Below are 24,148 nucleotides of genomic sequence, written 5' to 3'. Positions count from 1 at the left end.
CGCCCCACCGCTCTGATCCTGGCCCTCGCCACGACCACCGTCGTCTCCCTCACCGCCGGCTGCTCCGGCGGTGTGGAGGGCACCCCCGGCGCCGCCGGTCTGCGCGACCCGAACTTCCCGAAGGCCGGCAACGGCGGGTACGACGTCACCCATTACGACCTCACCTTCGACGTCGACCCGGCCGCCCAGCACCTGATCGGCACTGCCGTGATCACCGCGCGCGCCACCCAGGACCTCAGCGCCTTCAATCTCGATCTGGCCGGGCTGACCGTCGAGTCTGCGCAGGTCGAGGGGCGCCCGGCCGCCGTCAACCGGGCGGCCCACGAACTGACGCTGCGCCCCGATGCCGAGGTGGAGAGCCACCTCCACAAGGGCAGGACGTTCCGCACGGTCGTCCGCTACTCCGGCTCCCCGCTGACCCTCACCGACCCGGACAACTCGAAGGAGGGCTGGCTGCGGACGGCGGACGGATCGGTGGCGCTCGGTGAGCCGGTCGGGGCGATGGCCTGGTTCCCCGGCAACAACCACCCGAGCGACAAGGCGTCCTACGACCTCACGGTCACCGTTCCCAAGGGCCTGACCGCCGTGTCCAACGGCGAGCTGACGTCCCGCAGGACCTCCGGTGGCACCACCACGTACCACTGGCACACCGCCGCGCCCATGGCGACCTATCTCGCGACGCTCGCCATCGGACGCTTCGACACGAAGGCGTCGACGACCCCCGACGGCATCAAGGTGTTCACGGCCGTGGACCCGAAGTCGGCGGCGGCGAGTGCCCGGACCCTGGCCCGGATCCCCGAGGTCGTGCAGTGGGAGGCCGAGCGCTTCGGGCCGTATCCGTTCTCCTCGACCGGTGCGATCGTCGACCGCCCGAACGACGCCGGGTATGCGCTGGAGACCCAGAACCGTCCGTTCTTCCCCGGCCCGCCGGACGTCGGGCTCCTCGTCCACGAGATGTCCCACCAGTGGTTCGGGGACTCCGTCACGCCCGAGAGCTGGCGGGACATGTGGCTCAACGAGGGTTTCGCGACGTACGCGGAGTGGCTGTGGCAGGCGGACAAGGAGGGCGTCCCCGTCCAGGACAGCTTCGACCGCGCCTTCGCGAGCGATGCCAACTGGGCTTTCCCGCCGGCCGATCCGCCGACGGCCGCGGACATCTCGCAACCGCCGGTGTACGGGCACGGGGCGATGGTGATCCACAAGATCCGGCAGGCGGTGGGCGACGACGAGCGGTTCTTCGCCCTCGTCAGGGGCTGGACGAAGGCGCACCGGCACGGCAACGCGTCGACGGCCGACTTCACCGCCTATGTGGAGAAGACGACCGGCCGGGATCTGACGGACCTGTGGAACACCTGGCTGTACGGCAGGAGCCGGCCTGCCGCGAAGGGCTGACCGGCTCCCGGAACCGCAGAGGCAGGGGCTACTTCACGTTGATTCCGGACCAGGCGGCGGCGACGGCCGCGTACTCCGCGCCCCCCGCCCCGTACAGATCGGTCGCCGCCTTCAGGGTCGCGGTCCGCGCCCCGGCGTAGTCGGTGGTCGACGTCATGTAGGTGGAGAGGGCCCGGTACCAGATCTGAATGGCCTTGTCGCGCCCGATCCCCGTGACTGTGGAGCCGTTGGAGGTCGGAGAGTTGTAGGAGACCCCGTTGATGGTCTTCGCGCCGCTGCCCTCGGACAGCAGGTAGAAGAAGTGGTTGGCGGGCCCGGACGAGTAGTGGACGTCGAGGCGGCCGACGGTCTTCGACCAGGAGTCGGCGGAGGCGCCGTCCTTGCTCGGCTTGTCCATGTAGCGCAGCGGTGTGCCGTTGCCGCGGATGTCGATCTTCTCGCCGATGAGGTAGTCGCCGACGTCGCTGCTGTTGCCCGCGTAGAACTCGACCGAGGAGCCGAATATGTCGCTGGTCGCCTCGTTGAGACCGCCTGACTCGCGGCTGTAGTTGAGCCTCGCGGTGGCCGCGGTCAGACCGTGGCTCATCTCGTGTCCGGCGACGTCCAGCGAGGTGAGCGGCTTGAGGTTGCCCGAGCCGTCGCCGTACGTCATGCAGAAGCAGCTGTCCGACCAGAACGCGTTGACGTACGCGTTGCCGTAGTGGACCCGGGAGTACGCGGCCCTGCCGTCGCCCGCGATGCCGTTGCGTGCCAGGACGTTCTTGTAGAAGTCCCAGGTCACGGCGGCGCCGTAGTGGGCGTCGACGGCGGCGGTCTGACGGTTGGTCGCGAGACCGTTGCCCCAGATGTCGTCGGCGTCGGTGAAGAGGGTTCCGGTGCCGGAGGTGCCGCCGTTCAGGTCGTACGTGTTGTGGCCGCCGCGACCGCCGTCGGTCAGGTTGTAGCCGGAACCGGAGGCCGTGGTGCCCAGGTTCACCGTGCCGCTGTACTGGCTGGTGCCGGACCCGGTGTCGATGGCCTCGTATGCGTAGAGCTCCTTGCCGCTCGCGGCGTCGGTGATGACGTGGCGTTCGCTGGGAGTCCCGTCGTCCTGGACGCCCTTGACCACGTTCTCGTACGCGAGCGTCGGCTTGCCGGTGGCGGCCCAGATCACCTTCCGCGCACCGGCCTCGGCGGTGAGTGCGGCGGTCGTCGACGGGACGGCGATGTCGGCGGCGGTGGCCTTGGAAACCCCCTTGAGCGAACCGTCCTTACGGGTGTGGGTGACGAGGTCGCCGCCGAGGACGGGCAGTCCGTCGTAGGTGCGCTCGTATCGGGTGTGAACCGTGCCGTCGGCGTCCTTGATCACATCGCGGACGACGAGCTTTTCCTTGCCGCCGAGCTTGATCTTGGCGGCGGTCGAGGCGGCCCCGGCCTGGGCCTCCTTGAGGGCCGAGACCCGCTGGGACGCACTGAGCGGCAGGGCGGTAGCCCCGGGCTCGCGGTCCTGGGCCGCACCGGCCGGACCTGCTTGTACGCCGATGACGACCATGGCGGCGGTAGCGGCAAGAGCGGCGGCACGCAGAGTGGTTCTCACTCGTTCTCCTTCACTCGATCCATGAGCTCCGTGAGGGGGGTGCGGTGAGAGTGGCACCGACGCGCCGCTATTGGCAGGGGCGCGTCAATGATTTGACCGGATCTTGTCCGTCTGTGAGGGAGCGTCATCCGATATGCGTCATGCGGCGGTCGGTGCCGCAGCGGGTGGCCGACGGCAGACAGACGAACGGGAGCCCCTGGCCGAAAACAATCGGCCGGGGGCTCCCGCTGTTCGGGCCTTCAGGCCCTGGGGCTCTGCGTCAGAGGTTGACGCCGAAGTCCTGCGCGATGCCGCGCAGACCCGAGGCGTATCCCTGGCCCACCGCGCGGAACTTCCACTCCGCGCCGTTGCGGTACAGCTCGCCGAAGACCATCGCGGTCTCGGTGGCGGCGTCCTCACTCAGGTCGTAGCGGGCGATCTCGGCGCCGCCGGCCTGGTTGAGGATGCGGATGAACGCGTTGCGCACCTGGCCGAAGTTCTGGCTGCGCGTCTCGGCGTCGTAGATGGAGACCGGGAAGACGATCTTGTCGACGTCGGCAGTGAGGCCCGCCAGGTTGACGTTGATCTGCTCGTCGTCGCCCTCGCCCTGGCCCGTGACGTTGTCGCCGGTGTGGACGATGGTCTGGTCCGGCGTCGACTTGTTGTTGAAGAAGACGAAGTGGCCGTCGGAGACGACCTTCCCCGCCGCGTTCACCGCGATCGCCGAGGCGTCGAGGTCGAAGTCGGTGCCGGTGGTGGTACGGACGTCCCAGCCGAGGCCGACCGTGACGGCGGTCAGGCCCGGGGCCTCCTTGGTGAGCGAGACGTTGCCGCCCTTGGACAGGCTTACTGCCATGGGAAGTCCCTTTCATCGTCGTGTGCGGGCTTCATGCCTTCACGAAGCTACCGTCACCCGTCCTAACGCAGGCGGAGGACCGGGAGGTTCCTGGTCTCTTTGCTTTCTTTACCGAATTCCCAGCCGGGCCGACGGCAGGGTGCGGCAAAAAGAGGTGACGAACGGGGCTTCGGCCAGGGAACATGGGTGTCATGTCCGGGCCCTATGTCATCCGCGGTTCGGTCTCCCTGCCGGAGGCCGAACTCATGTGGCGTTTCTCGCGGTCCTCCGGGCCCGGCGGTCAGCACGTCAACACCAGCGACTCCCAGGTGGAGCTGCGCTTCGACCTCGCGGCGACCGAGTCGCTTCCCGAGGTGTGGAAGGAGCGGGCGCTCCAGCGACTGGAGAGCCGGCTGGTGGGCGGCGTGGTCACCGTACGGGCGTCGGAGCACCGCTCCCAGTGGCGCAACCGCGAGACCGCACTCGTCCGCCTCGCCGCCCTGCTGGCCGAAGCCACCGCCCCGCCCCCCAAGCCGCGCCGCAAGACCAGGATCCCGCGCGGGATCAACGAGCGGCGGCTGCGCGAGAAGAAGCAGCGCGGTGACACGAAGCGCGGTCGCTCCGGCCGCGACTGGTAGGCGGTGTCCCCGGCCGCTCCGGCTGTGGCGGGTGGGCCGCACCCGCGATCCGCTCCGGCCCCGACCGGCGGGCGCCGGTGACTCCGGGTCAGCTCAGCTGCCGGTAGCGCCCCCGGAAGTACGTCAGCGGCCCGCCGTCCGCGCTCGGCAGCGCCGCGCTCACCACCCGCCCGATCACCAGGGTGTGGTCGCCCGCGAGCACCCGCTGCTCCGTGCGGCACTCCAGAGTGGCGAGGGCGCCGCCGACCAGGGGGGCGCCGGACACCTCTCCCCGTACATAGGGGATGTCGTCGAACAGCAGCCGATCGCTGATCCGGCCCTTCATCGAGAACCGTCCCGCGATGTGCCGCTGGCTCTCCGCGAGCACGGAGACCGCCCACAACGGCTGCTCGTCCAGCAGGTCGTCCATCCGGGAGCCGTTGCGCAGGCTCACCAGGACCAGGGGTGGGTCCAGTGACACGGACATGAAGGCGGTTGCCGTCATTCCCACGTCCTCGCCGCGCCCGTTCTCGTCGAGCGGCGGCTCCTGGGCGGTGATCAGGACCACGCCTGCGGCCAGCCGGGCGAGGGCGCCGCGGAACTCCTCGTTGCTCACCCCTTCAGCATGGGGGATGGGCTCGGATCGCGGGGTGGGGGGTTTCGTCTGCAACACACGGGCACGCTAGCCGTTGCCCGCGCGCGGTCGCATCGGGCCAGGGGACCAGCCGGGTCCTAGGACTCCGGCCGCATGAGGGCGCACCGCCACGGCACAATGCAACGGGGCGCGCCGCCGTGCGACCTACAGATGTGCGTTCAAGAAAAGGACGGACCTCTTCCGTAGACCACTCAGTCCCCTTCATCATCTGTTGTGACTTGAGTCACAGAGAGCGATATTTGTTGACCCTGTGTACCGGGTGCACAGCTCACTGTGATTCAGTGGCCGTGACACTGCGAACAAGTACGTCGATACGAAACCTGGAGTGCTGTCGAGGTCTCGGGGAGTGCGAGCAATGGAGGCCGAGTCGGAGCCGTACGTTCGTCTAGCGACGATGCGGCAGCTGCATCAGGCCGTCGCCGATCTCAACACGGCGCGGAGCCTGGCCGACACACTGCAGGCCGTGGCCGACGGAATCGTCGCCGGTCTCGGGTACGAGCTGGCCTGCGTCAACCTCGTCCGCCCCGACGGCGACCTCGTCGTCGCCGCGTTCGCGGGCAACTCCGCCGCCGAAGCCCTGATCACCGGCCGCGTCGGCTCGCGCGCCTCCTGGGAGCGCAGGCTCTCCATGGGTGAGTGCTGGGACGAGCTCTGTTTCATACCGCACACCGACGGCTGGGTCCTCCTCGACGACGACGTACCGCAGTGGCACACCGAAGGTCCCGAGCCCCGCTTCGAGGACGAGTGGCATCCGGAGGACCGGCTCTACGCCCCGATGTACGCGTCCGGCGGCGGCCGGGACCTCCTCGGCGTCATATCCGTCGACCGCCCGCGCAACGGCCGCCGCCCCGGCGCCTGGGGGCGCGAGGCCCTCCAGATGTACGCGTCCCAGTCGGCCATTGCGATCAGCAACGCCCGGCTCCGGGCAAACATGCAGCGTGCCCTGGTCCGGCTCGAACGGGAGCAGCAGGCGCTGCGGGCCAGCGAGGAATCCTTCCGCCAGGCCTTCGAGTACGCACCCAGCGGCATGGCCATCGCCGAGATGGGCGGCGACCAGCACGGCCGGCTGCTGCGCACCAACGACGCCCTGTGCCGGCTCCTCGGCCGCCCCGCCTCCGTCCTGCGCCGCTACTCCTTCGCCGACCTCGTGCACCCCGAGGACATCGGCACCCTGCTGCGCACGTCCGCCGAGGGCGGCCGCGCCGAGCTGCGGCTCGGGCGCCGGGACGGCACCTACCTCTGGGTCTCGCTGCGCAACTCCGTCGTCGCGGACACCACCGACGGACCCCGCTTCCTCCTCACCCATGTGGAGGACATCGAGGAGCGCAAGCGCCACGAGCTGCACCTCGCGCACCGTGCCTCGCACGACGCGCTCACCGGCCTGCCCAACAGCGCGGAGCTGCGCGCCCGGCTCAGCGCCCGGCTCTGCGAGCGCCCGCACTCGACGACGGCGGCCACCGCCGTGGAGGCGCTGGACGCGGCGTACGGCGACGTCGAGGACGTGGACGCCCGGACGCACGGCTTCCGGGCCGACGGCTTCGAGGCGGACGCGGTGGCGGGCGGCGTCCCGTACGACCACCATGTGCACGCGGTGGCGCCCGACAGCGAGCAGGACGACGGGACGAAGGGGCTCGCGGTCCTCTTCTGCGACCTCGACGGCTTCAAGTCCATCAACGACCGCTTCGGGCACCACACCGGCGACGCCGTCCTGATCGAGGTCGCCCGGCGGCTCACCACGTGTGTGCGCGACGGCGACACCGTCGCCCGGCTCGGGGGTGACGAATTCGTCGTCCTCGCGGACGGGCTCGGCGCCGCGGACGCCGCGGACCTGGCCGTACGGTTGCGTAACGCCATCATTCCCCCCATTCGGGTGGACGGCCGTGCGGTGCGCGTCGGGGCGAGCTTCGGGATCGGCTGGGCCGGCTGCGGCATGACCGTCGAAGAGGTGCTGCGCTCCGCCGACCAGCGGATGTATGTGGAGAAGCGGTCCCGGTCGAAGGTTCACCGCAGGGCCGGCTGACGTTCACGGACGGCCCGTTCCCGTACCCCGCCCAGGTCCCGGTACGGCACCCCGAAGGCCGACGGCAATTCTTGGTGTGCTCCGTTCGAGGTAGGCTCGGCCGGTCGGCGACGGCTGGCGATATTCGGCGACGGCTGGCGACATGGTGAGGAGTGACCCAGGGATGACGGCCGGGAACAACGGCGCAAGCACACCCGAGGACGACGATCCGTTCGGCTACCTGTACGAGGACGGACAGGCGTCCGGCGCCCAGTCGCCACGGCAGGGCGGCTACGGCTATCCGGGTCCCGTCTCGCAGCCCGGCGTGCCCAGAACCTCGTACAACCAGGTGCGGACGGTCGGCGAGCGCCAGTACGGGCAGCAGATGCCGCAGCAGCAGCCGTACGGCGGGCAGCAGCAGGCGCAGTACGGCGCGCCGAACGCCCAGTACGCCGCCCCCGAGACGTATCCCGGCGGCGGGCCCACCGCGCACGTCCCGGTGCAGGGCGGCCATGGCCGCAGCGGCGGTTCCGGCAGCGGCGGTCCGAACACCAAGGGCCTGCTGATCGGTGCGATCGCGGTCGTCGCGGTCGTGCTCGTCGGCATCGGCGTCGCGATGATCACGAACGACGGCAAGGACAGCAACAAGAAGGACGAGGCCGCCACCTCGTCCGGTCCCGCCGGTCAGGTCGAGGAGTCCCCGAAGCCGAAGCAGTCCGAGACGTCCTCCGAGGCCCCGGCGGAGCTGCCGAAGCAGGACGCCGCGACGCTGAAGCTCGGCGGCACGGCCACGCTCGACAACTCGGTCGAGGGCGCGAAGAGCGCGAACGGCCAGTACATCAATCTGAACGAGGTCGGCCGGTCCGCGACCTGGTCGGTCCAGGTACCGGAGGCCGGCGAGTACACGCTCTACGTGACGTACGGCGTGCCGGGCAAGGACGCCAAGACGTCGCTCACCGTCAACTCCGAGAGTCCCCGGTCCATCAACATGAAGAACTTCGCGCATGCCGCGGAGGGCGACCTGTCGAAGGGCTGGACGACCACCTTCGCCTGGGTCAACCTCAGCAAGGGCTCGAACACGCTGATGATCTCGTGCAACGAGGGCGACCAGTGCGACGCCAACCTGGACCAGCTGTCGCTGAAGGCCGGCCACCAGACACGCTGAACCCCGAACGCGGTCCGGCCCCACCACCCGAAAGGGGCGGTAGGGCCGGTTTTCGTATGTGCCGGGCGGGTCAGCCCATCAGGCTCAGGAACCCCGCCACCGTCGTGGCCATCGCCTCGCGGCCCGGGACGATGTACTTGCGCGGGTCGACGCCCGTCGGGTTGTCGGCCAGGTACGCGCGCACCGCGCCGGTGAACGCCGTGTTCAGCGCCGTACCCACGTTGATCTTGCGCATGCCGGAGGCGACCGCCTGGCGGATCTCCTCGTCCGGGACGCCGCTGGAGCCGTGCAGCACCAGCGGGACCGGGACTGCGTCGCGCAGCCGGCCGATGAGGGCGTGGTCGAGGGCGGCGGTGCGTTCCGTCATCGCGTGCGAGGAGCCGACCGCGACGGCCAGCGCGTCGACGCCGGTCGCCGCGACGTAGGCGGCGGCCTCGGCCGGGTCGGTCCGGACGCCGGGGGCGTGGGCGTCGAGCGGGGCCTCGCCCTCCTTGCCGCCGACCTTGCCGAGCTCTGCCTCGATCCAGATCCCGCGCTCGTGGCCCCAGGCGACCGCGTCGGCCGTGGCCCGCACGTTCTCCTCGTAGGTCAGCTTCGAGGCGTCGAACATCACCGAGCCGAAGCCCTCGTCGTGCGCCTGGTGCAGCAGCTCCACGGACTCGACGTGGTCGAGGTGGAGCGCGAGCGGCGCGTGGGAGGCGCGGGCGACGGCGGCGGCCGCGGCGGCGATGGCCGAGAGCCGGCCGCCGTGGAACTTCACGGCGTTCTCGGAGATCTGCAGGATGGCGGGCGCCCCGGCGCGTTCCGCGCCCGCGGCGATGGCCTCCGCGTGCTCCAGCGTGATGACGTTGAAGGCGGCGACTGAGCGTCCGTCGGCCTGGGCGGCCGAGACGAGTTCACCGGTGCTGACGAGCGGCATGCTGCCCCCTGGGACTTCGTGTGCTGCGGGATGGTGCTGGGTGGTCCGGGACGGTGCCGGGCGTGCGATGCGGGCTGGTTCCGCGCCGCTCAGACCGCCGGTGCTTGTTCCTCGATGCCGACGCGCGGCAACAGCTCCTCGTACGCCGCCCGGTCGAACTCCCCGGCCGCCGGCGCCAGCACCGTCGCCGTCGACAGTGCCACCGCCCTGCGCAGCCGGTCCGGCCAGCTCAGCCCCTCGACGAGACCGGACAGCAGCCCGGCCACCGCGGAGTCGCCCGCTCCGGTGGGGTTGCCCGCGACCCGGTCCGGCGGCGCCGCCCGCCAGGCGCCCTCGGGCGTGACGGCGAGCATGCCGTCCGCGCCGAGCGAGGCGATCACGCCGTGCGCGCCCCGGCGGCGGGCGTCACGGGTGGCGCGCAGCGGGTCGCGGGAGCCGGTGAGCTGGGCGAGCTCGTCGGCGTTCGGCTTGATCAGGTCGGGGCGGGCGGCTATGCCCCGGCGCAGCGGTTCGCCGCTGGTGTCGAGGAGAACGGGGACCTCGGCGGCGCGGGCGATGCGGACCAGTTCGGCGTAGGCGCCGACGTGGATGCCGGGCGGCAGGCTGCCGCAGAGTGCGACCGCGTCCGCGTCGGCGAGGAGCTTCTCGTACGTGGCGAGGAAGGCGGCCCACTCGTCGGCGCTGACGAGTGGGCCGGGTTCGTTGAGCTGGGTGGTGTCGCCGGTGGACGCATCGACGACGGCGATGGTGCGGCGGGTGTTCCCGGCGACGGGGACGAGTGCGTCGCGCGGCGGGAGGTCCGCCAGGAGCTCGCGGAGTACGGCTCCGGTGGCGCCTCCGGCGAAGCCGGTGACCACGGTCTCGTGGCCGAGTGCGGAGAGCACCCGGGCGACGTTGAGTCCTTTGCCGCCGGGGCGTTCGGAGATGTCACCGACGCGGTGGCTGGTGTGCGGGACCAGCGCCGGTACGCCGTACGTCAGGTCGAGTGCCGTGTTCAGCGTGACCGTGAGGATCACCTCGGTCACCCCTTCGATCCGTGCCGGAGCGCGGATCCCTTGCCAGAACGCGCTTTCCCTGCTGTTTACGGAAGCGATCATGCCAAAGAGCAAGCGGTCGGCCCAGACCTCCGGGCCAACCGCTGTCTCTTCGTTACGTATTCGGCCCACTGTCAAGAATGGCTGAAATCACCCGAGTTCGGGCTCAATAACCCATTCGCCCTTGCGCATGACGCCCTTGAGTGCGAAGTCCGCGTCCAGGACGACCAGGTCCGCGTCTTTGCCCGGGTCGAGCGAGCCGACCCTGTCGTACACGCCGAGCAGCCGTGCCGGGTTGGCGGAGATGGACTGCACGACGTCCTCGACCGGGATCCGGTCGATCGTGACGGCCCGGCGGAACGCGGTGTCCAGGGTGAGCGTGGAACCCGCGATCGAGTTGCCCTCCACGAGCCGGGCGACGCCGTCCTTGACCTCGACGGCGAGCGGGCCCAGCTGGTACTGGCCGTCGCCGAACCCGGCCGCGTCCATCGCGTCCGTGATCAGCGCGACGCGGGCGGCGCCCGCGTGGTGGTACGCCAGCTCCAGGGCGGCCGGGTGCAGATGCGTACCGTCGTTGATCAGCTCGACGGTGATCCGCTCGTCCTCCAGGAGGGCGGCGATCGGACCGGGCTCGCGGTGGGCGAGCGGCGGCATCGCGTTGAACAGGTGGGTGGCGACGGTGGCGCCCGCGTCGATCGCCTCGACGGTCTGCTCGTACGTCGCGTCGGTGTGCCCGATCGCGGCGATCACGCCGTGCTCGGCGAGCAGCCGCACCGACTCGATGCCGCCCGGCAGTTCGGTGGCGAGCGTGAACATCTTCGCGGTGCCGCGCGCCGCGTCCATCAGCTTGCGGACCTCGGCCGGGTCCGGGTGGCGCAGCAGCTTCTCGCTGTGCGCGCCCTTGCGGCACGGCGAGATGAACGGGCCCTCGAAGTGGATCCCGGCCAGGTCGCCCTGCTCGACCAGCTCGGAGAGGATGCCGGCCCGCTCGGCGAGGAAGTCCATCTCGCCGGTGACGGTGGAGGCGACCAGGGTGGTGGTGCCGTGCTCGCGGTGGGTGCGGACGCCGGTGAGGACCTCGTCCACGGTGCCGGAGGTGAAGGACGCGCCGCCGCCGCCGTGGTTGTGCATGTCGACGAAGCCGGGGACGACCCAGTGGCCGGTCAGATCGATGGTCCGAGCGCCCTCCGCCGGATTCTCGGCGATCCGAGTTCCCTCGACGATCACCCGGCCGTTCTCGACGGTGCCGGTGGGAAGAACCACCCGGGCCCCGGCGAGAACCGTGCTGTCTGCGGGTCCGGCCATCAGGCGGATACCTCCGTGGAGAGAAGATCCCAGGCGAGCAGCCCTGCACCCAGGCATCCGGCGGTGTCCCCGAGGGCCGCCGGGACGATGTCGGGCAGCTTCTGGAACGTGACACGTTCCTCGACGGCCGCACGGAGTGGTACGAACAAGGTTTCCGCTGCCTCGGCGAGACCGCCACCGATGATGAGCGTGCGGGGGTCCAGCAGGGTCAGCGCGGTGACCAGACCGGCGGCGAGCGCGTCGACCGCGTCCTGCCATACCCGTACGGCCGCGGGATCGCCCGATTCGACGGCCTTCGCGCAGTCCGCGGCGTCGGCCTCCGGGTCCCCCGACGCGGCGGCCCAGGCGCGGCTGACGGCGGAGGCGGACGCGAGGGTCTCCAGGCAGCCGCGCTGCCCGCACCCGCAGTCCGGTCCGTCCGGCCGGACCACGATGTGCCCGATCTCGCCCGCGTACCCGTGCGCGCCCGCCTCGATGGTGCCCGCGATGCCGATGGCTCCGGCGATGCCGGTGCCGAGCGGGACGAACAGGAAGCGGTCGGCGCCCCTGCCCGCGCCGATCCTGCCCTCGGCGAGGCCGCCGGTCCTGACGTCGTGGCCGAGCGCGACGGGTACGCCGCCGAGCCGTTCGCCGAGCAGGGTGCGCAGGGGGACGTCGCGCCAGCCCAGGTTCGCGGCGTAGACCGCGACCCCGTTCTCCGGGTCGACGATGCCGGGCACGGCGACACCGGCCGCGACGGCGCTCTCGCCGAAGTGTTCCTCCCCGTGGGCGCGCAGTTCCGCGGCAAAGGTGAGGATCGACTCCACGACGGCGTCGGGTCCGCGCTCCCTGCCGGTTGCGCGCCGGGCCTCGTGCAGCAGAGTGCCGTCGGCCCCGACCAGTGCGGCCTTCATTCCGGTGCCGCCCACATCGAGGGCGATGACGTGTTTCACGGGAGACAGTTTCGCCCGAGGACCCCCGATAGGTCTAGTCCACTATTGCTGTTTGTTGAGTATCCATACAAAAGTGTGGCAAAGCCCCGGAGTGCGCCCCGGAGCGCGCCTTCGACCGGGCCTTCTGCCGATCCCGGGGAGCCAGGATCACGCTGCGCGACAGATTGCGGGGTGGTCCGGGTCGTACCCCCTTCGACTCCGTGATCTCGACCGCGAGGCGCTGCGCCCGGATCGGACCCGCCATCGGGTCGGCTGCGGCGTGATCTTCACAGCGTGTCGCCGCGGGCGTGGTGGGTCGCTCGATCGAGTGAGGGGTGGGGAATCGCAGCTCACCGCGGGTCGGACACAGACACTCAACGAAACGGCCGCCGTGCTCGGTTCGATCGCGGCGGAGGCGTCGAAGGCGGAGGGCGCGGAGGTGCGGGTGGCCGGGTAGCGGGTCCGGGGGCGGGCGATATGTTGGCTCATATGACCGCCCCCGACGACGGCTCCGCCGAAGCGGAGCCCCCTGCCGACAGCCCCGCCGACCACCCCGGCACCGGGCTCTCCGACCGGGAGCGTGCGGTCCTGGCCGTGGAACGGCGCTCGTGGCCCGGCCCGGGGGCGAAGGAGCGGGAGATCCGGGAGGGCCTGGGCATCTCGCCGACGCGCTACTACCAGCTGCTGAACGCGCTTCTGGACGACCGGCGGGCACTGGAGGAGGACCCGGTGACGGTGAACCGGCTGCGACGGATCCGGGAGGCTCGGCGGGGGCGGCGGTGATGTCGCGGCATCGCCGCGCATCCAGCTCCTCCGGCGACGGAGGAGCTGGTGCCCCGGTGCGGAGCCACCGATTCCGGGAAGGGGGACAGGCCGGCCGCGGGCGCGGGCCGTAGCCGCACCGCACCACCCCCGATACCCTCGACCCATGGGCAGCACTCCGGAACATTCCCTGCCGACCCCCACCACCCCGGCCGGGCGCGAAGGCCTCGCCGCTCTCCTCGCCCGCCCCGAGCGCGCGGTTGTCGCGCTCGATTTCGACGGCACCCTCGCCGAGATCGTCCCGGACCCGGAACAGGCCCGCGCCCACCCCGGCACCGTCCCGGCCCTGGCCGCGCTCGCTCCGAAGGTCGCCTCCGTCGCCGTGATCACCGGGCGCCCGGCCGACGTCGCGGTCCGGCACGGCGGCTTCGCCGGGGTCCCGGGCCTTGACCACCTCGTCGTTCTCGGCCACTACGGTGCCGAACGCTGGGACGCCGTCTCCGGCACCGTCCACGCCCCCGCCCCGCACCCGGGCGTCGCCGCAGTCCGCGCCGAACTCCCCGGTCTGCTCGAACGGTTCGCCTCCTGGCGGGGTACCTGGATCGAGGAGAAGGGCCGGGCGCTCGCGGTCCACACCCGCCGTGCCGCCGACCCGCAGGCCGCGTTCGACGCGCTGCGCGGCCCGCTCGGTGCGCTCGCCGCCCGGCACGGGCTGATCGTCGAACCGGGCCGTCTCGTCCTGGAGCTGCGACCGCCGGGCATGGACAAGGGTGTAGTGCTCACGGAGTTCGTCCGGGAGACGGACGCCGAGTCCGTTCTCTTCGCCGGCGACGACCTGGGCGACCTCGCGGCCTACGCGGCCGTGGAGAAGCTGCGCGCCGAGGGCCCCGACGGCATCCCGGGCCTGCTGGTCTGCAGCGGCAGCGCGGAAGTGCCCGAACTGGCCGAACGCGCCGACCTGTTGCTGCCGGGACCGGGAGCCGTCGTGGAGTTTCTCTCGGCCTTGGCGCACCGTCTCCCGTCGGGTCCCACCGAGGTGTGACGAGCGGCGTCATCCCTGCCGCAGCGCCTCCAGCTGTTCCAGGAACCACTGCTGCGGCGGCAGCGCCGTCGCGGCAGCGGCCAGCCGCTTCGAGCGCTCCGCCCGTTCCCCGTCCGGCATCGTCAGCGCCTCGTGCAGGGCGGCCGCCGTCGCGGACACGTCGTAGGGGTTCACCACGATCGCGTCGGCGCCCAGCTCCTCGTACGCACCCGCCTCCCGCGACAGCACCAGCGCGCAGCCCGCATCGGAGACCACCGGGACCTCCTTGGCGACGAGGTTCATGCCGTCGCGGATCGGGTTGACGAGCGCCACGTCCGCCAGCCGGTACGCCCCCAGCGAGCGCGCGAAGTCGTCGTTCACATGGAGCAGGACCGGGGTCCAATCGGGTGTCCCGTACGCCGAGTTGATATCGTCCGCCAGCCTCTGCACCTCGGCCGTGTACTCCCGGTACACCGTCAGGTCCTGCCGCGACGGGTACGCGAACGCCACATGCACCACCCGCTCGCGCCACTGCGGGCGGGTGTTCAGCAGCTCCCGGTACGCCAGCAGCCCGCGCACGATGTTCTTGGACAGCTCCGTACGGTCCACCCGCACGATCGTCTTCCGGCCGGTGCCGCCCACCTGCTCCCGCAGCACCGCCATCCGCTCGTCCACGTCCGCCTCGTGCGCGCGGCGGCGCAGGAAGTCCGCGTCCGTGCCCAGACCGTGCACGCCGATCCTCGTCCGGCCCGTGCCGCCCAGGATCCCCGTGCAGCAGCCGATGAACGCGTCCGCCCACCGCCGGGTCAGGAAGCCCGCCCGGTCCGCGCCGAGCATGCCGCGCAGCAGCTGCTCCGCGATGTCGTCGGGCAGCAGCCGGAAGTAGTCGATTGGGGCCCACGGGGTGTGCGAGAAGTGGCCGATCCGCAGGTCGGGCCGCAGCTCGCGGAGCATGCCCGGGACCAGCGCCAGGTGGTAGTCCTGCACCAGCACCGCGGCGCCCTCGCCCGCCTCCTCGGCGAGCGCCTGCGCGAAGGCCAGGTTGTACGTTTCGAATGACGCCCACTGCCGGCGGAACTCCGCGTCGAAGACCGGATCCAGCGGTGTCTGGTACAGCATGTGGTGGATGAACCAGAGCACCGAGTTCGCGATGCCGTTGTACGCGTCGGCGTGGACGTCGGCGTCGATGTCGAGCATCCGTACGCCCGGCTCGGCGATCCCGTGCCGGACCGCCGCCCTGTCCCCCTCGCCGAGTGCCGCGCAGACCCACAGCTTGTCCTCGACCGCGCTCAGGCCGGAGACGAGTCCGCCGCCGCCCCGTCTGGCGCCGATCGAACCGTCCGCGCGCAGCGCGTACGAGACGGGGCCGCGGTTGGACGCGACGAGTACCTGGGCAGCCGACGTGACCGCGTGCTCGGAGACCATGTTGCGGAATCTAGCCCGATCGCGAACCACCCAAACGTGCGAAGTCAGGCCGCGCGGCGCGAAACGTACTCCGTGATCTCGCACATCGGGGGCCGCTCCTCCGTGTCCACCGGATGGGTGCGCGGTACGAAGCCGTCCTCGCCCCGCTCGAACTGGGTCAGGGCCGGACGTACCAAGTGGCCTCGGGACAGCCGGAGTTGAGCGGTGCGATAGATCGCCGCAGCCATCCGGCCCAGCGCCTGGCCGTCCTGGTGGCGGTGTCTGCGCACCCCCACGTCGACCTGTGCCAGCGCGTCCAGCCCGACGGTGTGCAGGGCGTCCACCAGCAGGCCGAGTTCCACTCCGTAGCCGACGGGGAACGGCAGCCGCTCCAGCAGCGAGCGCCGCACCGCGTACTCGCCGCCGAGCGGCTGGACGAAGCCGGCCAGCTGTGGCCAGTGCAGATTGAGCAGCGGGCGGGCCACCAGTTCCGTGACGCGGCCGCCCTGACCCGCGGTGTCGCCCAGGGGGCGGTCGTACATCGCCTTGACGAACTGCACCCCGGGGTCGGTGAGCAGCGGGCCGACGATGCCGGAGACGAAGTCCGCGGAGAAGTCCCTCAGGTCGGCGTCTATGAAGCAGACGATGTCACCGCTGGTGACCAGGAGCGAGCGCCACAGGACCTCGCCCTTGCCGGGGAGCGTGGGTATGCGCGGGAGTATCGCGTCGCGGTGCACCACTCGGGCGCCCGCCTTCCGGGCGACTTCCGCCGTGCCGTCCGTCGAGCCGGAGTCGATCACCAGCAGCTCGTCGACCAGCGGCACCTTCTCCATCAGCTCGACACGGATCGTCTCGACGATGGCGCCGACCGTCGCCTCCTCGTTCAGGGCGGGCAGCACCACGCTCACGCTCCCGCGCCGCGGGTCCCGGCCCTTGGCGGCGACGAGCCGGTCCAGCGGGCGGTCGGCTGCCGACCAGGAACGCCTGGCCAGCCAGCGTTCGACCTCTTCCAGCACGGTCGATACTCCCTGTATGTGATCCATCTCGCGGTTCGGACGACTATCTCAACCGTCCGATGCTTCGGTTACAGTCTTGAACAACGCGGATGACCGTCGCATGTCGGGGTCCTCCGCCAATAAATGCCTGGGTCGATGATCCAGTGTCATAGCGCTCATCCAGAGGGACTGAGGGAACGGCCCGTTGAAGTCCCGGCAACCCTCCCGCCGACCGCGAGGTCAGGTGGGGAAGGTGCCAATTCCGTCTCGTGGCGAAATGCGCCGCGAGGAAGATGAGGAGAAAGGGCCTCGCCATCATGGCTGCGCAGACTGTTGCAGTAAGCACCGATTCTTCCACCGGCGCCGTCGACCTCGGCCCCGCAGCGGCACTCTCCTGCCGCGAGTGCGGAGAGCGTTTCGAGCTCGGTCCCCTTTTCGCCTGCGCGTCCTGTTTCGGGCCGCTCGAAGTGGCGTACGACCTGCCGAGCGGCTCCCCTGACGAGCTGAAGAAGCGCATCGAGGCCGGACCGAACAACATCTGGCGCTACGCGCCGCTGCTGCCCGTCCCCGCCGATGTCGCGGACAAGCCCAACATCAACCCCGGCTTCACCAAGCTGGTCAAGGCCGACAACCTCGCCCGTGAGCTGGGCGTCACCGGCGGTCTGTACGTCAAGGACGACTCCGGCAACCCGACGCACTCCTTCAAGGACCGCGTCGTCGCGATCGCCGTCGAGGCCGCCCGCGCCTTCGGTTTCACCACCCTCTCCTGCTCCTCCACCGGCAACCTCGCCGGTGCGGTGGGCGCGGCCGCCGCCCGGGCCGGCTTCCGGTCCTGCGTGTTCATCCCGCACGACCTGGAGCAGGGCAAGGTCGTCATGGCCGCGGTGTACGGCGGTGAGCTGGTCGGCATCGAGGGCAACTACGACGACGTCAACCGCTTCTGCTCGGAGCTCATCGGCGACCCGCTCGGTGAGGGCTGGGGCTTCGTCAACGTCAACCTGCGCCCGTACTACGGCGAGGGTTCCAAGACGCTCGCGTACGAGATCTGCGAACAGCTCGGCTGGCAGCTGCCCGACCAGCTCGTCATCCCGATCGCGTCCGGCTCGCAGCTCACGAAGATCGACAAGGGTCTTCAGGAGCTGATCAAGCTCGGTCTCGTCGAGGACAAGCCGTACAAGATCTTCGGCGCCCAGGCCGAGGGCTGCTCCCCGGTCTCCACGGCCTTCAAGGCCGGTCACGACGTCGTGCGCCCGCAGAAGCCGAACACGATCGCCAAGTCCCTGGCGATCGGCAATCCGGCCGACGGTCCGTACGTCCTGGACATCGCCCGCCGCACGGGCGGCGCGGTCGAGGACGTCGACGACGAACAGATCGTCGACGCGATCAAGCTGCTGGCCCGCACCGAGGGCATCTTCGCCGAGACGGCGGGCGGCGTGACGGTCGGCGTGACGAGGAAGCTGATCGAGGCGGGTCTGCTGGACCCGACGCTCACCACGGTCGTCCTGAACACCGGTGACGGTCTGAAGACTCTGGACGCGGTCGCCCCGACGACCGGCCCGACCGCGACCATCCGGCCCAGCCTGGACGCGTTCCGCGACGCCGGCCTCGCCAACGGCTGACCCGACCACCCGAGACGTAAGGAAGGCACCCACATGAGCGTCAAGGTCCGTATCCCCACCATCCTGCGCACCTACACGGGCGGCCAGGCCGAGGTCCCGGCCGAGGGCTCGACCCTCTCCCAGGTCATCGAGTCGCTGGAGCAGAACCACCCGGGCATCGCCGCGCGTGTCCTGGACGACCAGGGCAAGCTCCGCCGCTTCGTGAACGTGTACGTCAACGACGACGACGTGCGCTTCGAGGGCGGCCTGGAGACGGCCACCCCGGACGGTGCGGGCATCTCCATCATCCCGGCGGTCGCGGGCGGCTGCTGACCTGTAGTCGGCCCCTGCGGCCGACTTCGCAGCGTTACCGGAATTGCCCCCTCTGCGAGCTAAGCGGAGGGGGCAATTCTGCATGGTTGAGCGCGGTAGAGTTGGGAAGTCCCCTTCGCTGCCCGTGCCGACCGCATATGAGAATGCGCCCGCCCGCGACAAGATGCAGCCAAAGTGTTCCAACTCCTTGCGCCGTAAGTGGCCTTTGTCCGGCCCGACTTGCCCTGGGATCGCATAAATTCCTCATATTCGGGCGTTCGGCGCTGCCCAGAATTCTCGTCCGATTGACCTGTTGCAGAGGGCAGTTGGGCAGATACATTCGGCCGCGGTCGACGCGTTCCGGCGCACGCACCCTCTCCTGTCGGGGGGTGAGTTCTGACCCGGGTCCGCGAAGTGCGGTCCTGTGCAAGGGCCAGTAATAGGGGAGTTAGGCATGGCTCAGGGCACCGTCAAGTGGTTCAACGCGGAGAAGGGGTACGGCTTCATCGCGGTCGACGGTGGTGCGGATGTTTTCGTCCACTACAGCGCGATTCAGATGGACGGGTACCGCACCCTCGAAGAGGGTCAGCGAGTTGAATTCGAAATCTCGCAGGGCCAGAAGGGGCCGCAGGCGGACATGGTCAAGCTCGCCGTCGGCTGAGCTCGGCGCGGTCGGCCAACGACACCACTCACGCACGAAGGGTCCGTACCCACCGGGGGACGGGCCCTTCGTGCGTGCCCCCGCCCGTCGCGCCACCCGGCCCCCCGCGCGCCGTCGCCCGGCTCCCGGGTTGTCCACAACCGCCGGGGCGCTTGCACTCGTGGGGGTCGAGTGCTAATCATTGGCGTTAGCACTCTCCAGGTGAGAGTGACAGAACTTGGACCGGGCCGGTGAGGCCCGCAGGCTTGGTGGGGCAAGGAACCACCGGGCGCGCAGGCCGTCCGTCGCGGGCGCCACTCGGTCCGGAGAAATCCACCCCTGTCCGGGAGGACCACTTCACATGGCCAAGATCATCGCGTTCGACGAGGAGGCACGGCGCGGTCTCGAGCGCGGGATGAACCAGCTCGCCGACGCCGTCAAGGTCACCCTTGGCCCCAAGGGCCGCAACGTCGTCCTCGAGAAGAAGTGGGGCGCGCCCACGATCACCAACGATGGTGTTTCCATCGCCAAGGAGATCGAGCTCGAGGACCCGTACGAGAAGATCGGCGCCGAGCTGGTCAAGGAAGTCGCCAAGAAGACGGACGACGTCGCCGGCGACGGTACGACCACCGCCACCGTTCTCGCCCAGGCGCTCGTCCGCGAGGGCCTGCGCAACGTTGCCGCGGGTGCCAACCCGATGGCCCTCAAGCGGGGCATCGAGAAGGCCGTCGAGGCCGTCTCCGCCGCTCTGCTGGAGCAGGCCAAGGACGTGGAGACCAAGGAGCAGATCGCTTCGACGGCCTCCATCTCCGCCGCCGACACCCAGATCGGCGAGCTCATCGCCGAGGCGATGGACAAGGTCGGCAAGGAAGGCGTCATCACCGTCGAGGAGTCCCAGACCTTCGGTCTGGAGCTGGAGCTCACCGAGGGTATGCGCTTCGACAAGGGCTACATCTCGGCGTACTTCGCCACCGACATGGAGCGCATGGAGTCGTCCCTGGACGACCCGTACATCCTGATCGTCAACTCCAAGGTCAGCAACGTGAAGGACCTCCTTCCGCTGCTGGAGAAGGTCATGCAGTCCGGCAAGCCGCTGCTGATCATCGCCGAGGACGTCGAGGGCGAGGCCCTGTCGACCCTGGTCGTCAACAAGATCCGTGGCACCTTCAAGTCCGTCGCCGTCAAGGCCCCGGGCTTCGGTGACCGCCGCAAGGCCATGCTCGGCGACATCGCCATCCTCACCGGTGGCACCGTCATCTCCGAGGAGGTCGGTCTCAAGCTCGAGAACGCCGGCCTGGACCTGCTGGGCCGTGCCCGCAAGGTCGTCATCACCAAGGACGAGACGACGATCGTCGACGGCGCCGGTGACACCGACCAGGTTCAGGGTCGCGTCAACCAGATCCGTGCCGAGATCGAGAACTCCGACTCGGACTACGACCGCGAGAAGCTCCAGGAGCGCCTGGCGAAGCTGGCCGGCGGCGTGGCCGTCATCAAGGCCGGTGCCGCCACCGAGGTCGAGCTCAAGGAGCGCAAGCACCGCATCGAGGACGCCGTTCGCAACGCGAAGGCGGCCGTCGAGGAGGGCATTGTCGCCGGTGGTGGCGTCGCGCTGCTGCAGGCTTCCGCCGTCTTCGAGAAGCTGGAGCTCTCGGGTGACGAGGCGACCGGCGCCAACGCCGTCAAGCTGGCGCTGGAGGCCCCGCTCAAGCAGATCGCCGTCAATGGTGGTCTCGAGGGTGGCGTCGTCGTCGAGAAGGTGCGCAACCTGCCGATCGGTCACGGCCTGAACGCCGCGACCGGCGAGTACGTCGACATGATCGCCGAGGGCATTCTCGACCCGGCGAAGGTCACGCGCTCCGCTCTGCAGAACGCCGCGTCGATCGCCGCGCTGTTCCTGACCACCGAGGCCGTCATCGCCGACAAGCCGGAGAAGGCCTCTGCGGCCGCTCCGGGCGGCATGCCGGGCGGTGACATGGACTTCTGATCCTGACGGATCGGTAAGTGCACACACGTCGGCCCCCGGGACCTTCTGGTCCCGGGGGCCGACGTCGTGTCCGGACCGGGTGCGGTCCCGCGGCGTGAACACCCTCTCAGGGAAGTGGGCCGACGGTCCGTCAGGTGGACGGTCGTCGGACACCCGACGACGCACGGCGCCTGGAAGTACTGCATCTTCACCAGCTGATTCGGTGGCCGGTCTCATGCGGCCGTGACGTCGGGGCGCGTTCCCGACGGTGGGAGGGGACGCGCCCCGCCTCCCTGTTGAGTTCCTCGACGGAAACGCCACAACTCTCCTGCCGGCCTTCCAGGTTGTGAGCGCTGTGGCGGCGGCAGGGCCGCGTACGCGAAGGTGCAGGCGGCTTGCCGGGTGGGGTGGCGCCGGAGAGGCGCAGAACGAGGCCTCCCGGGTCATGTGGCATTCCTCACAGCGAAAGTGCGGCTAGTGAAAGCAACTGCACCCTTTCGTCTTTTCTGTCTGTCTGGGTGCTGTGGTGTTGGCCGGAATGGGTGAAAAACTCGTGACGGTCGACCGTTGCCCCGGTCATACGATCGCCTCAAGTCGCATCCGCGTGCCCCATTCCGCTGCGACCCTTCTTCTCTTTTCGGACCCCGAAGGGCTCTTGTGAAGATTCGCCGGATTCTTGCCACAGCTGTTGCCGCCGCAGTGACCACACCTGCCCTCCTGCTGTCGGTCACCCCCGCGTTCGCCGACGACAAGCCGACAGCGCAGACGCAGGAGAAGCCGTCCATCGCGGAGTTGGAAAAGGCCGCCGCCGCAGCGCAGGCGGCGTACGACGACGCCGTAGAGGCCGAGAGTGCCGCCAAGGCGGCTCTGGAAGCGGTCCTGTCCGACACCTCTCCGCTGGCCGTTGCGGCCAAGGCCGCCGAGGCCGCGGCGGCCGACGCCGCCACCGCGAAGACCGACGCCGACCAGGCGGTCGTCGACGCCCAGGCCGCGGTCGACGCCCTCCCGGAGACGGCCACCGAGGAGGAGAAGACCGCCGCCGCGACCAAGCTCACCGAAGCGAAGGCCGCCGCCGCAGCCGCCGCCGATGCCAAGGCCGCCGCCGATGCCAAGGTCGTGGAGGCCCTGGACGCGCGTGACGACGAGCGGGTCGCCGCGGCCCGGAAGCTGTCCCAGGCGCAGAAGGCCACCGAGGCGGCGCTCGCTGACAAGACCGCCGCCGACGAGGCGCTGGCCAAGGCGAAGGAGGAGGGTGGCGAGGACTGCGTCCCCGAGGCCAAGCTCACCACGGTCGTCACGGGTCTGCCGTCCACCGTCGTCGCCGGCACGAAGGTCAACTTCAATCTCCGGGTGACCAACGGCACCGACAGGACGATGGACGAGGTGCTTCCGTTCGCCTACGTCCACGCGACCGACAAGAGCGGGCTCAAGGACATCGACGACCTGGTGCACCTGCAGTGGTCGTCCGCCTCGTCCTCGACGTGGAAGACCGTCGACAACGAGCACTACATGGACGCCATCAGCCCGCTGAAGGCAGGCGCCCACGCCGACGTCAAGATGCGCCTCACGGTCGACGCCTCGGCCCCCGCGGGCAACGGCGTCACCTTCGTCGCCGGTGACTACTTCAACGACAACGGCACCTGCGGCGGGAGCCCGGACCTCGAGGGCTACGAGTTCCTGATCGCCGCCGCGGGCAGCAAGCCCGGCAAGGTCGACGACGCCAAGCCCAGCACGACCGAGCCGAACACCTCGGACCTCAAGCCGCAGAGCGGAGCGTCGGCCAGTCCCGTGAGCGGCAGCCTCGCCTCCACGGGCTCGTCCTCCGCGACGTCGCAGCTCGCCCTCGCGAGCGGCGCGGCCCTGGCGATCGGCGCTGGCGCGGTGTTCGTCGCACGCCGTCGCAAGGCCGGCTCCCACGCCTGACGCGCGAGGCGGGGTGCCGACCGGGCACCCCGGTCCACGCGCCGGCCACCCAACGGGCTCGACACCGAGCGGTGTCGGGCCCGCTGCGGTGACACGGCCGCCCGGCGCGGACAGAGTCGCGGCCGCAGCGTCACGTGATTGCGCCCTGCCTCTTGGGGCGGGGGACCATCGCGGCTCGCACCTGGGCCATCCGGTCGCGGATCCCGTCGGCCGGGATCCCGCGGCTGCTCGCCGGTACGGAGGTCTGCTCACCCCGGCATGGCCCGCACTCGCCGCCGGGCAGCGTCTCCGCCCGGCCCGGCGTGCCGCATTTCGCGCACTCCAGGACCCGCAGCGCGGCGGATGGGGTGGGCGGAGCGACCCGTTCGGGTGGCATCTTGATGGTCAGGCGACTGCGGACCAGAGCCGCCGCGTGATGCACCGGGACCGGCAACCCGTCGGTCAGTGCGTGCAGCAGCTGTACTTCGGTGGCGCCCCGGTCGAACCACGCCGTGACGTACGGCTCCAGCGCTGCGCAGTCCGTCGATGACAGGCTCAGCGCGGGTGCGGTGCGGCCGAGTGCGGCCAGCAGGACGAAGGCCCGGGAGCGGGCCGGCCGCCGCTGCTCCGGCGGTACGTCGCCCCTGGTGAAAGCGGCCCACCAGTCGTCGTCGCGAGACGTGCGGGAGAAGAACGTACGCGTCACCCAGCGTGCGCTGCCCGAGCCGATGACGTGCTCGCTGCCCCGGCGCAGATGCCCGGCCCGCTGGAGGTTGTTCAGCGCGGTCCGCAGTGCGCACTGCCCGTACGGCAACACCTTGGCCAGCGTCTTCACGGAGATGTCGGCCCCGTCCGGCAACCGGTCGACATAGGCGGCGACGGCGGCCTCACGCGGCGGCAGGTGCGCGAAGTCCTGTGCGGTACGAGGGCGTTGGCCGGGCGCGGACCGCTTGCCGTAGCCCGGGTTGGCCATCGGGTGGGACGGCGTGTGCGGGACATGAGGGGGTACGTGCGGTGTGCGCGGGGCAGCACTAAACTGGCTGTCAGCCATGGGATCGCCTTCTTCGATCTCGTTGGTCAGACCCCTGTTCGGTGTTCCAGCACCGGCAGGGGTCGTTCGTTATTCGGAACGCTAGAGCGTCGCGACCTTGCGTGGCAAGCCGG

At 70.3% G+C, this 24,148-nt stretch carries 21 protein-coding genes and 1 riboswitch; of the genes, 11 read left to right on the top strand and 10 right to left on the bottom strand.

Annotation, left to right across the window (positions count from 1 at the left end):
* Nucleotides 1–12: 12 nt before the first annotated feature.
* Nucleotides 13–1,392: a M1 family metallopeptidase gene (locus tag OG972_RS18980; protein ID WP_266990578.1), complete on the top strand. Its 1,380-nt coding sequence runs from the start codon at nt 13–15 to the stop codon at nt 1,390–1,392.
* Nucleotides 1,393–1,420: 28 nt separating this feature from the next.
* Here the strand turns inward: OG972_RS18980 and OG972_RS18975 are convergent, their stop codons facing one another.
* Nucleotides 1,421–2,923 (bottom strand): M4 family metallopeptidase, encoded by a 1,503-nt coding sequence (locus OG972_RS18975; protein ID WP_266990576.1) that lies wholly within the window; start codon nt 2,921–2,923, stop codon nt 1,421–1,423.
* Nucleotides 2,924–3,227: 304 nt separating this feature from the next.
* The gene (locus OG972_RS18970; protein ID WP_037692840.1) at nt 3,228–3,803 is read right to left on the bottom strand and encodes a TerD family protein; all 576 of its coding nucleotides are present in this window, start codon (nt 3,801–3,803) and stop codon (nt 3,228–3,230) included.
* Between the two features lie 191 nt (nt 3,804–3,994).
* On the opposite strand from OG972_RS18970, the gene arfB reads away from it, so the two are divergent.
* Nucleotides 3,995–4,420 (top strand): alternative ribosome rescue aminoacyl-tRNA hydrolase ArfB, encoded by a 426-nt coding sequence (gene arfB / locus OG972_RS18965; protein ID WP_266983071.1) that lies wholly within the window; start codon nt 3,995–3,997, stop codon nt 4,418–4,420.
* Between the two features lie 88 nt (nt 4,421–4,508).
* Here the strand turns inward: arfB and OG972_RS18960 are convergent, their stop codons facing one another.
* The gene (locus OG972_RS18960; protein WP_266983069.1) at nt 4,509–5,015 is read right to left on the bottom strand and encodes a flavin reductase family protein; all 507 of its coding nucleotides are present in this window, start codon (nt 5,013–5,015) and stop codon (nt 4,509–4,511) included.
* Nucleotides 5,016–5,409: 394 nt separating this feature from the next.
* On the opposite strand from OG972_RS18960, the gene cdgB reads away from it, so the two are divergent.
* Together cdgB and OG972_RS18950 are read left to right on the top strand one after the other, a co-directional pair.
* On the top strand, nt 5,410–7,074 hold the full coding sequence (gene cdgB, locus OG972_RS18955; protein WP_266983067.1) for a diguanylate cyclase CdgB: 1,665 nt from the start codon (nt 5,410–5,412) through the stop codon (nt 7,072–7,074).
* 163 nt (nt 7,075–7,237) lie between these two features.
* A complete protein-coding gene (locus OG972_RS18950) occupies nt 7,238–8,218 on the top strand; it encodes a carbohydrate-binding protein (RefSeq protein ID WP_266983065.1) in 981 nt (326 codons plus the stop codon).
* Between the two features lie 70 nt (nt 8,219–8,288).
* Here the strand turns inward: OG972_RS18950 and OG972_RS18945 are convergent, their stop codons facing one another.
* From OG972_RS18945 to OG972_RS18930, 4 genes are all read right to left on the bottom strand, one after another.
* Nucleotides 8,289–9,137, bottom strand: a complete 849-nt coding sequence (locus OG972_RS18945) for a class II fructose-bisphosphate aldolase (protein ID WP_266983063.1) — start codon at nt 9,135–9,137, stop codon at nt 8,289–8,291.
* 89 nt (nt 9,138–9,226) lie between these two features.
* Nucleotides 9,227–10,153: a 1-phosphofructokinase family hexose kinase gene (locus tag OG972_RS18940; protein WP_266990574.1), complete on the bottom strand. Its 927-nt coding sequence runs from the start codon at nt 10,151–10,153 to the stop codon at nt 9,227–9,229.
* 168 nt (nt 10,154–10,321) lie between these two features.
* Nucleotides 10,322–11,476 carry an N-acetylglucosamine-6-phosphate deacetylase gene (gene nagA / locus OG972_RS18935; protein ID WP_266983061.1) on the bottom strand — a complete coding sequence of 385 codons (1,155 nt, stop codon included), beginning with the start codon at nt 11,474–11,476 and terminating at the stop codon, nt 10,322–10,324.
* Complete coding sequence (locus OG972_RS18930; protein ID WP_266983059.1) at nt 11,476–12,408, bottom strand: ROK family protein; 933 nt, start codon at nt 12,406–12,408, stop codon at nt 11,476–11,478. Before OG972_RS18930 ends, nagA begins: the two co-directional genes overlap by 1 nt.
* 468 nt (nt 12,409–12,876) lie before the next feature.
* Between OG972_RS18930 and OG972_RS18925 the strand changes: the two genes are divergently transcribed.
* Together OG972_RS18925 and otsB are read left to right on the top strand one after the other, a co-directional pair.
* Nucleotides 12,877–13,170, top strand: a complete 294-nt coding sequence (locus OG972_RS18925; RefSeq protein ID WP_037692825.1) for a DUF3263 domain-containing protein — start codon at nt 12,877–12,879, stop codon at nt 13,168–13,170.
* Between the two features lie 145 nt (nt 13,171–13,315).
* Nucleotides 13,316–14,191: a trehalose-phosphatase gene (gene otsB / locus OG972_RS18920; protein WP_266983054.1), complete on the top strand. Its 876-nt coding sequence runs from the start codon at nt 13,316–13,318 to the stop codon at nt 14,189–14,191.
* A 9-nt stretch (nt 14,192–14,200) separates the two neighbouring features.
* Here the strand turns inward: otsB and OG972_RS18915 are convergent, their stop codons facing one another.
* Together OG972_RS18915 and OG972_RS18910 are read right to left on the bottom strand one after the other, a co-directional pair.
* A complete protein-coding gene (locus tag OG972_RS18915) occupies nt 14,201–15,595 on the bottom strand; it encodes a trehalose-6-phosphate synthase (RefSeq protein ID WP_266983052.1) in 1,395 nt (464 codons plus the stop codon).
* 44 nt (nt 15,596–15,639) lie between these two features.
* Nucleotides 15,640–16,590: a glucosyl-3-phosphoglycerate synthase gene (locus tag OG972_RS18910; protein ID WP_266983050.1), complete on the bottom strand. Its 951-nt coding sequence runs from the start codon at nt 16,588–16,590 to the stop codon at nt 15,640–15,642.
* Nucleotides 16,591–16,742: 152 nt separating this feature from the next.
* A riboswitch (SAM riboswitch) is annotated at nt 16,743–16,869 on the top strand.
* Between the two features lie 17 nt (nt 16,870–16,886).
* On the opposite strand from OG972_RS18910, the gene thrC reads away from it, so the two are divergent.
* The 5 genes from thrC (at nt 16,887) to OG972_RS18885 (ending at nt 23,005) form a co-directional block, all read left to right on the top strand.
* The gene (gene thrC, locus OG972_RS18905) at nt 16,887–18,188 is read left to right on the top strand and encodes a threonine synthase (RefSeq protein ID WP_266983048.1); all 1,302 of its coding nucleotides are present in this window, start codon (nt 16,887–16,889) and stop codon (nt 18,186–18,188) included.
* A gap of 33 nt (nt 18,189–18,221) precedes the next feature.
* The gene (locus tag OG972_RS18900) at nt 18,222–18,500 is read left to right on the top strand and encodes a MoaD/ThiS family protein (RefSeq protein ID WP_072487929.1); all 279 of its coding nucleotides are present in this window, start codon (nt 18,222–18,224) and stop codon (nt 18,498–18,500) included.
* 433 nt (nt 18,501–18,933) lie between these two features.
* Nucleotides 18,934–19,140, top strand: coding sequence for a cold-shock protein (locus OG972_RS18895; protein ID WP_003967346.1), 207 nt, complete (start codon nt 18,934–18,936; stop codon nt 19,138–19,140).
* A gap of 340 nt (nt 19,141–19,480) precedes the next feature.
* Nucleotides 19,481–21,103 carry a chaperonin GroEL gene (gene groL / locus OG972_RS18890; RefSeq protein ID WP_266983046.1) on the top strand — a complete coding sequence of 541 codons (1,623 nt, stop codon included), beginning with the start codon at nt 19,481–19,483 and terminating at the stop codon, nt 21,101–21,103.
* 636 nt (nt 21,104–21,739) lie between these two features.
* The gene (locus tag OG972_RS18885; RefSeq protein ID WP_266983044.1) at nt 21,740–23,005 is read left to right on the top strand and encodes an LAETG motif-containing sortase-dependent surface protein; all 1,266 of its coding nucleotides are present in this window, start codon (nt 21,740–21,742) and stop codon (nt 23,003–23,005) included.
* A 130-nt stretch (nt 23,006–23,135) separates the two neighbouring features.
* Here OG972_RS18885 and OG972_RS18880 read toward each other — a convergent pair whose 3' ends face one another.
* Nucleotides 23,136–23,957 carry a hypothetical protein gene (locus tag OG972_RS18880; protein WP_266983042.1) on the bottom strand — a complete coding sequence of 274 codons (822 nt, stop codon included), beginning with the start codon at nt 23,955–23,957 and terminating at the stop codon, nt 23,136–23,138.
* Nucleotides 23,958–24,148: the final 191 nt, after the last annotated feature.

This window comes from Streptomyces sp. NBC_01669 (assembly GCF_026339735.1).
GTDB lineage: Bacteria > Actinomycetota > Actinomycetes > Streptomycetales > Streptomycetaceae > Streptomyces > Streptomyces yanii.
This window is presented reverse-complemented; position numbering and strand designations above follow the sequence as displayed.

Coding starts and splice junctions, on each gene's coding strand:
- OG972_RS18975 (WP_266990576.1), bottom strand. CDS start 2,923: ATGGTCGTCATCGGCGTACAAGCAGGTCCGGCCGGTGCGGCCCAGGAC.
- OG972_RS18970 (WP_037692840.1), bottom strand. CDS start 3,803: ATGGCAGTAAGCCTGTCCAAGGGCGGCAACGTCTCGCTCACCAAGGAG.
- arfB (WP_266983071.1), top strand. CDS start 3,995: ATGTCCGGGCCCTATGTCATCCGCGGTTCGGTCTCCCTGCCGGAGGCC.
- cdgB (WP_266983067.1), top strand. CDS start 5,410: ATGGAGGCCGAGTCGGAGCCGTACGTTCGTCTAGCGACGATGCGGCAG.
- OG972_RS18950 (WP_266983065.1), top strand. CDS start 7,238: ATGACGGCCGGGAACAACGGCGCAAGCACACCCGAGGACGACGATCCG.
- OG972_RS18945 (WP_266983063.1), bottom strand. CDS start 9,137: ATGCCGCTCGTCAGCACCGGTGAACTCGTCTCGGCCGCCCAGGCCGAC.
- nagA (WP_266983061.1), bottom strand. CDS start 11,476: ATGGCCGGACCCGCAGACAGCACGGTTCTCGCCGGGGCCCGGGTGGTT.
- OG972_RS18925 (WP_037692825.1), top strand. CDS start 12,877: ATGACCGCCCCCGACGACGGCTCCGCCGAAGCGGAGCCCCCTGCCGAC.
- otsB (WP_266983054.1), top strand. CDS start 13,316: ATGGGCAGCACTCCGGAACATTCCCTGCCGACCCCCACCACCCCGGCC.
- OG972_RS18915 (WP_266983052.1), bottom strand. CDS start 15,595: ATGGTCTCCGAGCACGCGGTCACGTCGGCTGCCCAGGTACTCGTCGCG.
- thrC (WP_266983048.1), top strand. CDS start 16,887: ATGGCTGCGCAGACTGTTGCAGTAAGCACCGATTCTTCCACCGGCGCC.
- OG972_RS18900 (WP_072487929.1), top strand. CDS start 18,222: ATGAGCGTCAAGGTCCGTATCCCCACCATCCTGCGCACCTACACGGGC.
- OG972_RS18895 (WP_003967346.1), top strand. CDS start 18,934: ATGGCTCAGGGCACCGTCAAGTGGTTCAACGCGGAGAAGGGGTACGGC.
- groL (WP_266983046.1), top strand. CDS start 19,481: ATGGCCAAGATCATCGCGTTCGACGAGGAGGCACGGCGCGGTCTCGAG.
- OG972_RS18880 (WP_266983042.1), bottom strand. CDS start 23,957: ATGGCCAACCCGGGCTACGGCAAGCGGTCCGCGCCCGGCCAACGCCCT.